Consider the following 15,628-nt stretch of genomic DNA (forward strand, 5'->3'; position numbering starts at 1 on the left):
ATGCCAAAGAAAATCTTATTCTGTGCAACCGTAGATTATCATTTTAAAGCATTTCATCTGCCATATTTAAAGTGGTTTAAGGAGCAGGGCTGGCAAGTCGAGGTTGCTGCTAAAGGTTCAATGGAATTACCTTATGTTGATCATAAATATCATATCGAGATTGACAGATCGCCATTTCGTCTAGCAAATTGGAAAGGCTATAAGCAATTAAAATCATTAATCGAGAAACAACAGTATGCTATCGTCCACTGTCATACACCTATGGGTGGTATGTTAACTAGAATGGCGGCAAGGAGGGGAAGAAAGAAAGGGACGAAGGTTTTGTATACAGCACATGGATTTCATTTTTGTAAAGGAGGATCATGGAAAAGTTGGCTCATCTATTATCCTATTGAGAAGTATCTTGCTCGTTTATCGGATAGCTTAATAGTAATTAATAATGAGGACTATCAATTAGCAGTGAAGCATGGTTTTAAAGCAGGGGAGATCAACAAGGTTAATGGTGTTGGTGTTGATCCAGCTACATTTATCCCGATAGACCAGGCAAAAAAAGCAATACAAAAAAAGTCATTCGGGTTTCAACCAGATGACTTTTTACTATTTCACGCTGGAGAATTTAACAAAAATAAAAATCAGCAATTCCTCATCCATGCTTTAGCTTATTTAAAAGAAGAGCTCCCGAATGTAAAGCTACTCCTTGCTGGGGAGGGTGATCAATTCCATTTTTGTAAGGAGTTAGCTACAAAGCTTGGCGTGGAACATCTTATCCAATTTCTTGGATTTCGAAAGGATGTACATAACCTCTTGCCTATTTGTGATATTGCGTTGGGTTCCAGTTATCGAGAAGGCTTACCCGTAAGTATTATGGAGGCAATGGCATGCGGTATTCCAATAGTCGCTACGAATAATAGAGGATATAGGGAATTAATCAAGTGTAATGAAAATGGTATCGTGCTACCACAAATGGATTCTAGATTGCTTGCTCAACAAATAAAGCTTCTATCTGAAACACCAGCACAAAGGCAATCATTAGGTGAAAATGCTCGTGATACAATTTTACAATATTATAGTCAAAGCTTGGTACTAGAGCAGTTGCGTAGCATTTATAAAAGGTATATGAACGAAGGGGAGGAGAAAATATGGGTAGCCCACTAAGAGTCCTTCATGTTGTCGTAAATATGAACAGAGGGGGAGCAGAAACGCTACTGATGAATTTATATCGAAATATGGACCGAACAAGGGTTCAATTTGATTTTTTAACGTGTAGAGAAGGTGAATTCGATGCAACAATTAAGCAGATGGGTGGACGTATTCATCGGATCCCTTATATTACGGATGTTGGGCATCATGGATTTAGGCGGGGTTTACGACAGTTTTTTCAACAAAATCAAGAATATTCCATTGTTCATTCCCACCTCGATAAGATGAGTGGACTCGTTCTTCGAGAAGCTAAGGCAGCGAATGTACCCATTCGAATATCCCATAGCCACAATACGGAAAGTGAAGGAAGTCTAGCTACAAAACTATACAAGAGCTTTGCAGGCAGCTTTATTACACAGAGTGCTACCCATTATTATGCATGTTCTCAAGCTGCAGCAAATTGGTTGTTTAAAAATAAGGCACAGCAAGCTTTTATTCTAAAGAACGGCATTGAAGCAGATAAATTTCAATTTTCTCAGCAGTTACGCAACGATATGCGGGAAAAGCTGCGTATATCAGAAAATACATTTGTAATAGGTCATGTTGGAAGGTTTACACGACAAAAAAATCATCTATATTTACTAGAATTATTTAAGGAAATACAACGTGAAATACCTAATACCGTCCTATTATTAGTTGGGGATGGACCATTAAAATCAAAAGTGAAAAAAAGAATTAGTGAGTTGAATCTTGAAAGTCATGTGCGTTTACTTGGTATACGAAAGGATATACATCTTTTATTACAGGCGTTTGATACGTTTATCTTTCCATCTTTACATGAGGGGTTACCGGTTACATTGATTGAAGCGCAAACTGCAGGTTTACCCTGCATCATTGCTAATACGATTACGAAAGAAGTGGATATGGGATTCGGTCTTATAGAATATATAGAACTTAATGCTAAGGATCGTTGGATCAAGCAGATAATGAAATGTCATAAAGCTGCCTTCACTCGTTATATGTATGAAGATGCAGTGTCGCAAAGGGGATATGATATACGAAAAACCGCACGTGAAACCCAAGACGCTTACATCAATTTACGAGAGGAGATTGTATGAAACGTATAACGATATTTACTCCCACGTATAATAGAGCCTATTGTCTTCACCATTGTTACGAAAGCTTAAAAGCACAAACCTCTGAAGATTTTATATGGTTAATTGTGGACGACGGTTCGACGGATCATACGTGGGAATTAGTAGAAAAGTGGAAAGAAGAAGATGTGATACAAATTGATTATTGTTGGCAGCCAAACAAAGGGATGCATGGTGCACATAACACTGCCTATGAACGCATCCAAACAGAATTAAATGTTTGTATCGATTCAGATGATTATATGCCAACGGATGCTGTTGAAAAGATTCTAACATTTTGGGATGACTATGGCAGTGAACAAGTTAGTGGAATTATTGGCCTGGATGCAGATAAGCATAATAAGATTATTGGCACTCCGTTACCACAGCACGTCAGCCAATCAACATTATTTAATCTTTATCACAGATATGGTGTTAAAGGGGATAAGAAGCTTGTCTATCGAACAGCATTAACGCGGAAGTATAACTATCCACTATTTGAAAATGAAAACTATGTAGGACTAGCATATAAATATTTTATGCTAGATAGGGATTATGAGATGTTATTAATGAATCAAGTACTATGCCATGTAGAATATCTACCTGATGGTTCTTCTTATAATATGATAAATCAGTATCGAAATAACCCAAAGGGCTTTTCCTTTTATCGTAAAGAGCTAATGCAGTTACCGTTCGCTAGTACTGCTTTTAAGTTTAGGCAGGCTATCCACTATGTATCAAGCAGTATGCTAAGTAATAATCGTTCATTTCTCAAAGAGACACCAGTAAAAACACTTACAATATTAGCTATACCACTTGGCTTTTTATTGTTCTTATATATTAAGTTTAGATCGACTATTACCACAATGACCTCAGCCCAATAAAGATTTACTTTATGCCGAAAGGAAAAATCATATGGCCTTGCTTTGGTTTAACCTTATACTCGTTTTCTCATTTTCTTTTTTAGCCCGATATGTGGCAACACCAATTACCGCTTCAGGCATAGTTGATGCGATTCGGCCAAATAAATTACTTGTTTTTGCTTCATTAGTATCTCTTGTAGTCATCTCCGGACTACGATCTAATATTGGAGATACCTTTTTTTATAAATATTCCTATGAGCTTAATAATTTTACATGGGATACAGTAATAGCGCAAAAGGATATCGGTTTTGGTTTGCTACAAATGCTATTAAAAAATTTTATTTCAGAAGATCCACAAATCTTGATTTTTACAACAGCTCTTATCACAAATGTATTCATCATTTTTGTTTTATACCATTATTCAAGAATGCTAGAGCTTAGTTTGTATGTCTACATCACAGGTGGTTTATTCCTTGTATCTATGAACGGCATACGGCAAGTATTAGCTGCTGCAATTGCTTTCACAGCAATAAAATATGTAACGGAAGGAAGTTTTATAAAATATGCATTGATTATTTGTTTGGCTTCCTTGTTTCATCAAAGCGCACTTATTCTATTACCTATATATTTTTTAGTGCGATTTAAGGCATGGTCCAAAGCGACGCTTGTATTAATTGCGTTATCTTTAGTCATCGTAGTTGGATTTGAACAATTCTCAGCACTATTATTTTCAGCACTAGAGGATACCCAATATGGTCACTATAAAGGCTTTGAGGAAGGTGGGTCGAATATCCTGCGGGTTGCGGTAGGTGCGGTGCCTTTATTTATTGCTTTTCTAGGTAGGAATAAATTAAGGGAATTAACTCCAAATAGTGATTATATTGTAAATATGTCGCTATTAGGATTTATTTTTATGTTGATATCTACGCAGAATTGGATATTCGCTAGAATTTCCATTTATTTTGAGTTATATCAGTTAATTCTTATTTCATGGATTGTAAAGCTATTTCGTGAAAAGGACCAAAAATTTATCTACTTTGGAATTTTAATTTGCTACTTCGCTTATTATTATTATGAAAATGTAATAAGCCTACAAATTTTATATGAAAGTGATTACCTTGTATGGAACACGAAAGGGGGAGAAAAATGACCATTCTCGTTACTGGAGGGGCTGGATATATCGGTAGTCATACCTGTGTGGAGCTACTTAATAAAGGTTATGACATCGTTATTATGGATAGCTTTGAAAATAGTAATCCAAATGTATTAAAGCGGATAACGGAAATTACTGGTAAGCAAGTGAAAGCATATCCTATCCGTTTATTAGATAAAGCGAGTGTTAGAGAGGTATTCGCTAAGCATAATATAGAGGCGGTCATGCATTTTGCTGGTTATAAAGCAGTGGGTGAGTCTGTTTCATTCCCGCTTAAATATTACCGTAATAATGTCCATAGCACCGTCATTTTATGTGAGGTTATGCGTGAGTATGGGGTCAATAAATTGGTGTTTAGTTCCTCGGCCACAGTATATGGTGCTGTAAATCAAGTTCCGATTGATGAGAATACGGAGCTGAAGCCAGTAAACCCTTACGGACGTACGAAACAAATAATTGAGGGAATGCTGCAAGACTTATACTTTTCAGATCAACGTTGGAGTATAGCCTTATTGCGCTATTTTAATCCAATTGGTGCGCATACTAGTGGCTTGATAGGAGAGGATCCAAATGGTATACCGAATAACCTACTTCCTTATATTTCACAGGTTGCTGTGGGAAAGTTAGATAAGCTTCATGTATTTGGAAATGATTATCCTACGAAAGATGGGACAGGAATAAGAGATTATATTCATGTGGTTGACTTAGCTATTGGTCATTTAAGTGCACTAGAAAACGTACAATCCTCCACAGGTATAAATACGTTTAATCTTGGTACTGGTAGAGGATACAGTGTACTAGAAGTAATAGCTGCATTTGAAAAAGCTACTGGTAGAGCTATTCCTTATACGATAGAAGCACGAAGATCTGGGGATGCAGCCATTTGTTATGCAAATTGCTCAAAAGCAAAAGAACAACTTGGGTGGCAAGCAACCAGAGGAATTGACGCTATGTGTAAGGATACGTGGAGATGGCAATCTACTAATCTAAATGGCTATGAAGAAGTAACAAAACGGAATAAAACGAATGTATCCCTGATAAAAAATGCAGGGATTTTTTAATGGCTTTTATCCAACTTTATTATGCTTCTCCTCTTCTACTCAATTAAAAGAAGCCTTAAAAAAGCGCTCTCAGCGCTTTTTTGTAGTGTAAGAAAGTATAAAATCAGTGTAATGACTGCGTTAAGCCAAGTAGTTATTTTGAAATGGTTGATGTCTATTGGCAATGATCCGACTAATTACTTCGCTTTCCGCGGGCACGGCCTCAACTAACTTTGCAAAGAAGACGTTGCAAAGTGGATTTTCGGCTCGCGCTAATCCCGCAGGAGTCTACGTAATTCGTCTCCGCTATGCGAAGGTGCAACAATTCTTGTCATAAGTAATAGGTTGACTTTTTTTCCAATGGGTAAAGTGAAAATCGTTATCCGTGAGTATAAAAGCAGCTGTGTTACTTCATGCTAGCGTTGTAGAGCCTGATAATAGCGAAGGCCGGCCACTTCAACTCCTGTGGGAAATGTTTGACCTGAAGATCCACTTTTTTGAGCGGGTTTTGCTAAAAAAGTTAGCTGAAGGACAAACCCCACGGAAAGGGAAGTGGGCAGTCGGAGTGGTGGTCAAGCAAGCAGTAGCTATTATTCCATAATAGCTATTATAGAAAGCGTAAATCTGAGCATTTAGTGATAAGGACTGAGCGAATTTTGCTCCGTTTTTCTAGTCTAGGAAATGAGGGATCTGCCTTGTGGATAAATATGGGCGTGTTGAGCCGCGTTCAGCTCCAGCGCCCGGAAACTAGGCGAGTTCACGAATCCTTCTACGATAAGTCATCATCGGTTCGTAAGCTCACTGTGATTCCTTTATCTCTGTCGACTCACTTCGTTGCTACGTTTCTAATCAGGCGCTAGCGCTTTTGTTCGTGTATACGGCAGTTTTTATAAGGGAAACGCTTCATAGAAAGGAGTAAATATATGAAACGATTGGTTGATGTTTTTTTGTCCATTAGTATCCTTATTTTATTTTCTCCTATTTTCCTTATCGTTGCTGGGGGGGTCAGGCTGCAATTGGGAAGTCCTATTATTTTTAAACAACAACGCCCTGGTTTGCATCATAAACCGTTTCAGCTGTATAAGCTCAGAACGATGATAAATGAAAAGGAGAAAAATGGCGTCCTATTAACAGATGAAGAACGTTTAACAGCTTTGGGTAAGTGGATAAGAAAATACAGCTTAGATGAACTTCCACAATTTATTAATGTGCTAAAAGGTGAGATGAGTATTGTTGGTCCTCGACCACTACTGATGGAATACCTTCCATTATATAACGAAGAGCAGTTACTTCGTCATACGGTGAAACCTGGCATAACAGGGTGGGCTCAAGTAAATGGAAGAAATGCAATTACGTGGGAGGAAAAATTTAAATTAGATATTTGGTATGCAAAAAATCAAAATCTCCTATTAGATAGTAGAATCTTAGTTTTAACTTTTATTAAAGTGCTTAAAAGGGAAGGGATAACTCAACAGGGTTCAGCAACAATGACAAAGTTTCATGGCACGAAAGAAGCCCAATAAGATGCGGATCATTATCATAGGAGATGGTGGACATAGCAAGGTTGTACAAGAGATGGTATTTGCTAAGGAAAATTATCATGTTGTAGCTATTTTAGATGATAAGTATGAACGTGGATTTCAGATAGAAGGTGTCATTCATGCACCCGTATCTTATCTTATAAAGCTTTTACGTAAAGGAACTAAGGTGGTTATTGCTATTGGTGACAATAAAGTGAGAAAGGAAATTGTGGAGCAACTACCATTGTTACCAAAGCATTATCTATCCATAGCTCACCCGTCAGCTATAGTGAGTAAATCTGCTACCATTGGGTTTGGATCAGTAATTATGCCTCATGCGATAATCAATGCGAATGCTGAAGTAGGAATGTACTCGATTATCAACACATCAGCAATTGTAGAGCACGATAGTACAATAGGTGATTATTCGCATGTTTCACCAAATGCAACATTAGCGGGGAATGTAAGCACGGGTGAGGGAGTTCATGTTGGTTCATCAGCTACTATCATACCAGGAAAGCATCTAGGAAAATGGTCTATTATTGGTGCAGGGTCTACCGTTATTGAGCATATCCCAGCCTATAGTAAAGCTGTTGGTTCCCCTACACGAATTATAGATAGATTCGTCAATAATGATAAAACGAAAAAAGAGGGTGAGCTTATTGACAGAGCCAAGAATTAATCTATCCTTGCCACATATGAGTGGTACAGAAATGGAATATATAGAAGCGGCGTTTGAGATGAATTGGATTGCCCCACTTGGCCCAAATGTAGATAGGTTTGAGCAAGAGATGGCTGAGCGAGTAGGTGTTAAGGATGCGGTTGCGCTAAGCTCGGGAACGGCCGCTATTCATCTAGCGCTGTGTTTGATGAATGTTACGAGAGGAGATACGGTGTTTTGCTCTACGTTAACATTTGTTGCTAGCGCTAATCCCATTTTATATCAAGGGGCAGAACCGGTTTTTATAGATTCAGAGCCTGATTCCTGGAATATGTCACCGCAAGCTTTAAAGCGGGCAATGGAGGATGCTGTCTTACGGGGAAAGCTTCCGAAAGCAGTTATTGTTGTTCATCTCTATGGACAAAGCTCCCAAATGGATGCCATCGTACAGATTTGTAATGCCTATGAAGTCCCTATCATAGAAGATGCAGCGGAGTCCCTAGGTACCACCTATAAAAACAAGGCTTCCGGTACGTTTGGCAAGTATGGAATTTACTCATTTAATGGAAATAAAATTATTACTACATCCGGAGGGGGGATGCTCATCTCAAACGATGTTGAATCTATACAACGAGCGCGTTTTCTTGCGACGCAGGCTCGCGATCAAGCACGACATTATCAACATAGCGAAATCGGATTTAATTACCGAATGAGTAATATTGTAGCTGGGATTGGTAGGTCACAATTACGTGTGTTGGAGGAACGTGTTGCTGCAAGAAGGCAGGTGTTCGATAGGTATGAACGATTATTAGGAGATTTACCAGGTATTCAATTTATGCAAGAGCTAAAAAACACAAGATCCAATCGTTGGCTGACTACGTTTACCGTTAGTCCAGAGGCTACGAACACAACAGCAGACGAGGTGTTAAGGACCTTAGAAGAAGCAAATATAGAAGCACGACCAGTTTGGAAGCCTCTTCATTTACAGCCACTTTTTTACGATGCTACGTACTATCCACATCAAGAAAACCTTCACGTAGCCGAACAATTGTTTCAAACAGGGATTTGTCTTCCTTCTGGGTCAAACTTAACGGAAGAGCAGCAGTTTCGAGTTATTACTTGTATTCGAAAGGCGTTTAAGCGTTCTCTCCCAAATGGGAGTTTTTTTATTATAGGAAAACGCGAGGTATAGGAGATGTTGGGAAAAAATATTAAACGTATTCGTAAAAAAAAGGGAATTAGTTTAACAGAATGCGCACAACGTGCAAATATATCGAAATCTTATTTAAGCAGTATGGAAAGGAATGTCAATCATAATCCATCGATCCAAATATTAGAGAAAATCGCAGCTGTGTTGGATGTCGATCTCCGAACGATATTAGGCTTAGATGATAAAGATGCAAAATTGCCAGAGCATGAGTGGATAGATTTTGTAAATGAACTAAAGAGAACAGGCATTGACAAGGGGCAACTTCATGAATATCGCGCAGTGATTGAATTTGCAAAGTGGCAAAAGGAGAAAGATGATTTAGGCTAATAAGAAGAACTGTTTAAATTTACAAAGGAGATCATAAATGAAACAGAAGAAGCCGATTAGAGTATTACATGTGGTTGGTGCAATGAATCGTGGTGGAACAGAAACATTGCTTATGAATATCTATCGAAGACTAAACCATCAACAAATACAATTCGATTTTATATCTTACAGTAGTGAAGAAGCGGATTATGATCAGGAAATTAGAAGTTTAGGTGGTAGCGTTATTACGCTTACAAAGACAAATTCAATTCGTGAGATCTATCATGCTATCAAGCACTATGGCCCATATGCGGCCATCCACGCACATACGCTATTTCACTGCGGGGTTGCTATGACAGCCGGTTATCTAGCTGGTGTTAAGCGAAGAATATCGCATGCACATACGACGAAGGATGAAGGCAACAGTATCATTAGAAAAGCCTATAAGCCCATGATGCGATTGCTCATTCAGCTATTTTCCACGCATTTATTAGCATGTAGTAATCATGCTGGTCACTATCTATTCGGCCGAAGAGGGCTATCGAAACAAACGTATGCCTATTTTCCCAATGCAATTGAGTATACGCATTTTTTGTATAAGGATCACAAGCAGGTAGAACAATTTAAGAGGGAGGAAGGGTTATCGAATCAGCGGATTATTGGTCACATTGGTAGATTCATCGCAGCTAAAAATCATCGATTTCTACTGGAAATCCTAAAAGCTTGTAGACAAAAAGATCCTACAGTCATGCTAATTCTTGTTGGGGAAGGTAAGTTACAAAAAGAGCTTCAGGAAACTGCTAAACAAGAAAAGCTTGATCAGAATATTCGTTTTTTAGGACTTCGCACGGATATTCCTACTATTCTGCATACAATGGATGTATTTCTATTTCCATCCATTTATGAAGGGCTGGGTCTTGTGTTACTAGAGGCACAAGCGAGTGGCTTACCATGTATCGTTTCCGAAGCCATTCAACCGGAGGCAGACCTTAAATTAGGACTAATCTCGAGAATTTCTTTGCAGGAAGGGCCACAATATTGGGCAGATAAAATTATGAACATGGTGTATAAGAGAGAAAAGAATACGATGAAAGTGAAAGCTGCTTTCGAAAAAAATGGATATTCGGTTTCCCTAGCTATTGCAAAGCTGATGGGCATTTATATATCCGATAGCGGTGGTGTATATGAAGAAAAAAATATTTATCGCCTCCTTTGATATGGAGGTTGGTGGGGTAGAAAGGAGTCTCCTTAGCTTACTTGAAAATCTAGATTACGATACGTACCATGTCGATTTAATGCTGTATAGGCAGCAGGGGGAATTTTTGAAGCTCGTTCCACATAACGTAAATATATTAACTGAAATACCAGCGTATACGACATTTCGTAAGTCCATTCCAACCGTTATAAAAGAACGGCATTACCAGATAGGTTTTTCCAGAATAAGGGCGAAGCTACATGCACAAATAAACGGTTTTAAATTAAAAGCTTCGGAGCCAGGCTATTATCAATCGCAGCTCATGTGGAAATATACCTTGCCGATGCTACCGACTATAAAAGAGCAGTATGATGTTGCAATTAGTTATTTATGGCCCCATTATTTTGTTGCTGAAAAGGTGGAAGCACATCATAAAATCGCTTGGATACATACAGATTATTCAACAGTGCAGGTTGATAAAGAAATGGATTACGATATGTGGGCTAAATTCGACTCGATTATTGCGGTTTCGGAGGCATGCAGAGAGGCTTTTTTAAACGTATATAAAGGACTTGATGTAAAAGTAGTAGAGAATATGATATCACCTATGTTTGTTAGGAAGATGGCAACAAAAGAAGTAGAAAATCCGATGCTAAACGATACTAGATTTAAGATCGTAACGGTTGCACGTTTATCTCATGCGAAAGGGATTGATATGGCGATAAAAGCATTAAAGCAAATAATAGATAGTGGTTATAAAAACCTTGCTTGGTACGTTGTTGGCTATGGTGGAGATGAGCAAATGCTGTATCGATTGATCGCCAACAATCACCTACAAGATCATTTTTTCTTATTAGGGAAAAAAGTCAATCCGTATCCCTTTATGAAAGCAGCAGATCTTTACGTGCAACCTTCCAGATATGAAGGAAAAGCAGTGACAGTAACAGAAGCGCAAATTTTAGCAAAACCAGTTCTAATTACCAATTATCCAACCGCTGCAAGTCAGCTTAAGCATAACGTAGATGGATGCATTTGTGCTCTCGGAATTGATGGTTTGGTTACCGGCATCAAGCAGCTGATTCATCATACATCCTACCGAAATAGACTAGCAGAGAATACCAAGCAATTAGATTATAGCAATAAATTAGAAATCAAAAAGCTATATCAGACATTTGAACAAGAAGTCGCAGGGAGGTCATAGTCTTTAATGGATAATATTGTATTATTAGATACATCTGTAGGGTCTCTGAATAAGGGTGATGACATTATTATGAAGTGTGTGAGAGAGCACTTAACGGAAATTACAAAGGAGGATTACGTACTTACCTTACCAACGCATTTAGCTCCATTTCATTGGTATCAAGTGGTTAGAGGCTCTAACCGTGTAAAACTATATAGTAATGCGAAATACAAATTTGTCGGAGGATCCAATTTACTGACAATGGATATGCTAACCCATTTTCCACAATGGAATATTAATCTATTTAATTATCAACCTTTAAAAGGAAGTATTTTGGTTGGAGTTGGTGCAGGAAAAGGAACTAAAATAAAGCGATATACAAAAATGCTTTATAAAAAAGTATTATCGCATGACTATATTCATAGTGTTAGAGACGAACGAACAAAAAGTTTCGTAGAAGATATGGGGCTGAAGGCAATTAATACTGGCTGTGCGACATTATGGTCACTCACGCCAGATTTTTGTTTGCAAATTCCGAAACATAAAGCTACATCGGTGGTTTTTACACTTACTTTTCATGCGAGACATAAAGAATGCGATCAGTTATTAATAAATGTCTTACAAAAAAATTATGAAAAGATCTATTTCTGGATTCAAGATAAAGAGGATCTGCATTACTTTCATACACTCGATAATATACAAGGGATTCAGATTGTTTCTCCAACGTTAGCGGCGTATGAAAAAATATTGTCTCAGGATATTGATTATATCGGTACACGTTTACATGGAGGAATTTATGCAATGAGACATAAAAAGCGAGCTATTATTATTGGTATTGATGAAAGGGCGCGAGGCATGGGAGAGACATATAACCTTAATCAACTAGACAGGAGAGAAATGAGTCAATTAGAAACCGCCATACATTCCGCGATTACAACTGATGTAAAGCTAGATCTCAAGCGAATAAATACGTGGCTGCAACAATTTAGGCAAGTGAATACGTCCGATATCGAATTGTCATTTAGAGGTGCTCAATGAAAGCTATTATACTCGATGATGTTGCAGTGAATGGAAAAAGGATTGATATTTCGTTTCGTGTAGACAAGAAACTCCAACGGTATTTTCAACAAGGTAATCATCTCTTTTTTCAATATAATGATGATTTGAAAGATGTCCCGGTTAGTGTAGCAGCTATTCCATTTGTTGCGAACACCGCACCACTTGCTTGGATAACCAATTCATCCATCTATGTTTCTGAATTGGATAAATCCTTTTATGATTGCCTTGCCAACATCAAGAAAGCCTATCAGCGAATGTACCCAGATGTAATTTTTTCAGGTGAAATACATGTGGATCACCTCATAGAGAATAGCTATACCCCTGAACATGAAGCTGCTCAGTTATTTAGTGGGGGGCTTGATGCACTTGCTACCTTTATTCGGATCAAGGAAAAGAAGCCCTTACTTATTACTGAATATGGATGGCATCAGCATTCCGTACAACGAAGTAAGGTATGGGATGCCGATGAAAAACACGTGACTCGATTTGCTTGTGAACATAACCTTGATAACATTCTTATTCATTCCAATTATGGGACATTTATCAGCGCTCAAGAAATTGATAGACATTTTCTGAAGAAACTTGGTGATTCTTGGTGGCATGGCTTACATCATAGTTTAGCTATTATTTCTGCGGCTATCCCGATCGCCTATAAAGAGAAAATCAACTGTATATACATTGCTAGCTCTTATTTTAGAGGATATAGGGCAAAGTGTGCATCGGATCCAACGATTGATAATGAGATAAAATTTGCTTCGGGACATGTGTTTCATGACGGTTATGAGATAAATCGGCAGGAAAAAGTGAAATTAGTTGTAGACTATTACGCAAACAAGGAAACGGATGTGAACCTCAGGGTCTGTTTTTTAAATGAAAAAAATTGCTGTCATTGCGAGAAATGTGTTCGTACAATAGTTGGTATTGTTGCGGAGGGTAGCGATCCAAGTGATTTCGGATTTCCTATAACAGGAAGTCTATCTCAACATATAAGCGATTTTTTAAAGGATAACGTGAAGTATTTTACACCGGCGCGAATCATGCAGTGGAACCTATCTAAAGACAGAATGAAAGAGAATCAGGAAAAAATTATGGATCAGGAATTAGTGGCTTGGTTCGTAATGTACGATTTTGCTGCTGAAAGAAAAAAAGCACTTTTAAAATACAGGCTAACAAAGTTCGTCCCAATAATTATTCGCAGAGTACGCACTCGGTTAAATCGAATACGAATGCAAAATTTATAAAGTAGAAGGCGTTTATATGAGAATCGAAAACTCAATTAGAAACATGTTCTTTGGGGTTTCAGGACAAGTAATTAGTCTGATCATGGGGATGATTGTTCGCACCGTTTTTATTTATACGCTTGGTATCGAATACGTAGGTGTTGAAGGGCTGTTCAGCAGTGTTCTCTTAATTTTATCACTAACGAATTTAGGCTTTGATACTGCTATGATCTATAGCTTATATAAACCGTTGGCAGAAAAGGATACGATCAAAATTCAAGCGTACATGAATCTATTTAAAAAGGCATATAGAATCATCGGCGCTGCTGTTTGTGTCATCGGACTATTACTATTACCATTTCTGCCATACCTACTAAATGGTGATACACGAATTGATCATTTGAATGCAATCTATCTGTTATTTTTATTGCAATCTGTTATGTCCTATTATTTTGTGCATAAGCAAGCAATTATTATTGCAGATCAACGACATCATATAATATCAAAGATACACAGTGTGTTTATCGTTATGACTAATCTATGTTTGATTGTATTACTATTAACAACTAAAAATTATATTGTCGTTCTTTCTACACAGGTCGCTTTCCGAGTAATGGAGAATGTTTATATAGCACGTAAAGCGAATCAATTGTATCCATTTTTGATGGAAGGAGCACATGCAACGCTACCGAAAAAAGATAGAAAACAATTTTTTAGTAATTTGTATGCTCTCTTTTTATATAAGATTAGCGGTGTTGTTATTCATGGTGCAGACAATATCATTATATCCGTTTTTGCCGGTATCGCCTTTGTAGGGATGTATGCCAATTATTTATTAATTATTAGCACGATTACTACGCTTTTAGGCTATTTATTTCACTCGATAACAGCAAGTGTTGGTAACTTACATGTTGAAGAAAGTGCGGAAAAGAAGTATTTTATATTTCGTGTTATTCGCTTTACTAATTTCTGGATATTTGGCTTCTGTGCTATTTGTCTTTGGAATTTATTTAATCCGTTTATTACCGTTTGGTTAGGCGATGAGTACGTATTAAATATGTTTATCGTATTTGCCATAATCTTAAACTTTTTTACGGCGGGTATGCAAAATGCGACTACTACGTTTAGAGAAACGACGGGTTTATTTAGGAAGGGAAAATATCGACCGATTATAGCAGCAGGAATAAATATTTTAGTGTCCATTATACTAGCAAAGGAAATTGGCTTGGCGGGAGTGTTCATAGGAACGGTTATAAGTAGATGGAGCGTTTATTTTTGGTATGATCCATATATCCTTTTTAGGTATGTTTTTTTTCAACCAGTTCGCTTCCACTTTATACGATATATGGTGTATACCTTAATTGTTGTTATAGCTGCTATCATAACGGATTTTATTGCCAGAAGCTTTTTCACCACATATACCATGTGGACAATTTTATTCAGAGGTACTATATGCATAATCATTCCCAATGTATTGTTTTATCTGTTGTTTCGAAAGACAGAAGAGTTTAACTATCTCTATCATGTTGCTAAACGAATCGTAAGCACGAAACTCATGAAGCACCCAGTAGTAGAGAAAACCTTTTCTCATAAATAATCGCTTGTTTTTCTTATAAGTTAAGAAAGTATAAAATCAGTGCAATGACTGCGTTAAGCCAAGTAGTTATTTTGAAATGTTTGATGTCTATTGGCAATGCTCCGACGAATTACTTCGCTTTCCGTGGGCACGGCCTCAACTAACTTTGCAAAGAAGAACACGTTGCAAAGTGGATTTTCGGCTCGCGCTAATCCCGCAGGAGTCTACGTAATTCGTCTCCGCTATGAGAAGGTGCAACAATTCTTGTCATAAGTAATAGGTTGACTTTTTTTACAATGGGGAAAGTGAAAATCGTTATCCGTGAGTATAAAAGCAGCTGTGTTACTTCATGCTAGCGTTGTAGAGCCTGAT

The 15,628-nt window shown here is 37.6% G+C and carries 15 protein-coding genes; all 15 read left to right on the top strand.

Translation table 11 applies throughout. The features are described 5' to 3' along the window. The 15 genes from ABDZ84_RS08115 (at nucleotide 1) to ABDZ84_RS08185 (ending at nucleotide 15,277) form a co-directional block, all read left to right on the top strand. Nucleotides 1–1,155 carry a glycosyltransferase family 4 protein gene (locus ABDZ84_RS08115; protein WP_343780955.1) on the top strand — a complete coding sequence of 385 codons (1,155 nt, stop codon included), beginning with the start codon at nucleotides 1–3 and terminating at the stop codon, nucleotides 1,153–1,155. Then, nucleotides 1,140–2,258 carry a glycosyltransferase family 1 protein gene (locus tag ABDZ84_RS08120; RefSeq protein ID WP_343780958.1) on the top strand — a complete coding sequence of 373 codons (1,119 nt, stop codon included), beginning with the start codon at nucleotides 1,140–1,142 and terminating at the stop codon, nucleotides 2,256–2,258. The genes ABDZ84_RS08115 and ABDZ84_RS08120 overlap by 16 nt, the downstream gene beginning before the upstream one ends. Continuing rightward, nucleotides 2,255–3,157: a glycosyltransferase family 2 protein gene (locus ABDZ84_RS08125; protein ID WP_281949787.1), complete on the top strand. Its 903-nt coding sequence runs from the start codon at nucleotides 2,255–2,257 to the stop codon at nucleotides 3,155–3,157. The genes ABDZ84_RS08120 and ABDZ84_RS08125 overlap by 4 nt, the downstream gene beginning before the upstream one ends. Before the next feature lie 31 nt (nucleotides 3,158–3,188). Further along, the gene (locus ABDZ84_RS08130) at nucleotides 3,189–4,286 is read left to right on the top strand and encodes an EpsG family protein (RefSeq protein ID WP_281949788.1); all 1,098 of its coding nucleotides are present in this window, start codon (nucleotides 3,189–3,191) and stop codon (nucleotides 4,284–4,286) included. Then, nucleotides 4,283–5,350 (top strand): UDP-glucose 4-epimerase GalE, encoded by a 1,068-nt coding sequence (galE, locus tag ABDZ84_RS08135; RefSeq protein ID WP_281949789.1) that lies wholly within the window; start codon nucleotides 4,283–4,285, stop codon nucleotides 5,348–5,350. The genes ABDZ84_RS08130 and galE overlap by 4 nt, the downstream gene beginning before the upstream one ends. A 364-nt stretch (nucleotides 5,351–5,714) precedes the next feature. Next, nucleotides 5,715–5,930, top strand: coding sequence for a hypothetical protein (locus ABDZ84_RS08140; RefSeq protein ID WP_121604221.1), 216 nt, complete (start codon nucleotides 5,715–5,717; stop codon nucleotides 5,928–5,930). A gap of 322 nt (nucleotides 5,931–6,252) precedes the next feature. Then, entirely contained in the window at nucleotides 6,253–6,852 is a 600-nt protein-coding gene (locus ABDZ84_RS08145; protein WP_026680469.1) for a sugar transferase, read from the top strand. Further along, on the top strand, nucleotides 6,830–7,531 hold the full coding sequence (locus ABDZ84_RS08150; protein WP_258469499.1) for an acetyltransferase: 702 nt from the start codon (nucleotides 6,830–6,832) through the stop codon (nucleotides 7,529–7,531). Before ABDZ84_RS08145 ends, ABDZ84_RS08150 begins: the two co-directional genes overlap by 23 nt. Beyond that, complete coding sequence (locus tag ABDZ84_RS08155) at nucleotides 7,482–8,702, top strand: DegT/DnrJ/EryC1/StrS family aminotransferase (RefSeq protein WP_343780965.1); 1,221 nt, start codon at nucleotides 7,482–7,484, stop codon at nucleotides 8,700–8,702. The genes ABDZ84_RS08150 and ABDZ84_RS08155 overlap by 50 nt, the downstream gene beginning before the upstream one ends. 3 nt (nucleotides 8,703–8,705) lie before the next feature. Next, on the top strand, nucleotides 8,706–9,047 hold the full coding sequence (locus tag ABDZ84_RS08160; RefSeq protein ID WP_121604218.1) for a helix-turn-helix domain-containing protein: 342 nt from the start codon (nucleotides 8,706–8,708) through the stop codon (nucleotides 9,045–9,047). Between the two features lie 37 nt (nucleotides 9,048–9,084). Further along, a complete protein-coding gene (locus ABDZ84_RS08165; RefSeq protein WP_343780970.1) occupies nucleotides 9,085–10,242 on the top strand; it encodes a glycosyltransferase family 1 protein in 1,158 nt (385 codons plus the stop codon). Next, a complete protein-coding gene (locus ABDZ84_RS08170; protein ID WP_343780973.1) occupies nucleotides 10,211–11,422 on the top strand; it encodes a glycosyltransferase in 1,212 nt (403 codons plus the stop codon). Before ABDZ84_RS08165 ends, ABDZ84_RS08170 begins: the two co-directional genes overlap by 32 nt. Before the next feature lie 6 nt (nucleotides 11,423–11,428). Next, the gene (locus tag ABDZ84_RS08175; protein WP_343780976.1) at nucleotides 11,429–12,439 is read left to right on the top strand and encodes a polysaccharide pyruvyl transferase family protein; all 1,011 of its coding nucleotides are present in this window, start codon (nucleotides 11,429–11,431) and stop codon (nucleotides 12,437–12,439) included. After that, nucleotides 12,436–13,701, top strand: a complete 1,266-nt coding sequence (locus tag ABDZ84_RS08180; protein ID WP_026680474.1) for a hypothetical protein — start codon at nucleotides 12,436–12,438, stop codon at nucleotides 13,699–13,701. Before ABDZ84_RS08175 ends, ABDZ84_RS08180 begins: the two co-directional genes overlap by 4 nt. Before the next feature lie 16 nt (nucleotides 13,702–13,717). Beyond that, complete coding sequence (locus ABDZ84_RS08185; RefSeq protein WP_026680475.1) at nucleotides 13,718–15,277, top strand: lipopolysaccharide biosynthesis protein; 1,560 nt, start codon at nucleotides 13,718–13,720, stop codon at nucleotides 15,275–15,277. Nucleotides 15,278–15,628: the final 351 nt, after the last annotated feature.

It is taken from the genome of Virgibacillus salarius, assembly GCF_039521925.1.
In the GTDB taxonomy this organism is placed as follows: Bacteria; Bacillota; Bacilli; order Bacillales; family Amphibacillaceae; genus Virgibacillus; species Virgibacillus salarius.